At 51.1% G+C, this 644-nt stretch carries 1 protein-coding gene; it reads right to left on the bottom strand.

Going from position 1 to position 644, the window contains the following annotated elements; all coding sequences use genetic code 11:
• Positions 1-247: 247 nt before the first annotated feature.
• Positions 248-644: hypothetical protein (locus J7438_RS26810; RefSeq protein WP_209279066.1), on the bottom strand; the 397-nt coding region annotated here is incomplete at its 5' end.

Below are 644 nucleotides of genomic sequence, written 5' to 3'. Positions count from 1 at the left end.
GACAATATCTTTTATGATCCTGTTCAAGCCATTGACTTAATTATCAGGTCTGTCAAACAAGGCTGCTGTATTTGCTGATTCAGCGGGCAGACCGACTTCAGCGTCATAATAGGGATGTTGCAGGCAATCCACTGAACAATGACCAGCCAGATCAGCGTTTAACACCTTGCTTTTATCTTCTTACGCCTGACCCGCAACAAGTTCAGAAGAACCTCCTACAAGACCTGGCACTGATTTCTCAGCTCTGTCAGTCTTGTACCTGGCTCATTTCATGGGCTAGTTCCTGCGTAGAAACACTCTGCCTGTTCATTCGTTCTCTGATTCCCTGAATACCCTGTGATACCGAGTTGACCGCAGCGCTTACCAACTCTCTACCACGAGTCAGTGGTTTCATCGCCAGCTTCTGACCACGCAATCCCTCCCGGTAACCGGTAATCCACTGATAGGTTGAATAGCCGACAATCCCCAATCCCAATCCGCCCGCCAGAAGGGAACCTGTGGTAATTCCTCCCAGCGTAGCGGCTGTTGATGCTGTAGCGGCTGTTGACACTGTGGCGGCGGCTGCTGCAGCTGTTGGCTCTTTCGCGGCTGTTGACGCTGTAGTGGGTGTTGATGCTGTAGCGGCTGTTGACACACTTGGGTCT

Source organism: Thalassotalea sp. G20_0, assembly GCF_017744175.1.
Classification (GTDB): Bacteria; Pseudomonadota; Gammaproteobacteria; order Pseudomonadales; family Endozoicomonadaceae; genus Endozoicomonas.
Note: the sequence above shows the minus strand (reverse complement) of the source record. Positions and strands in the feature narration are given on the sequence as shown.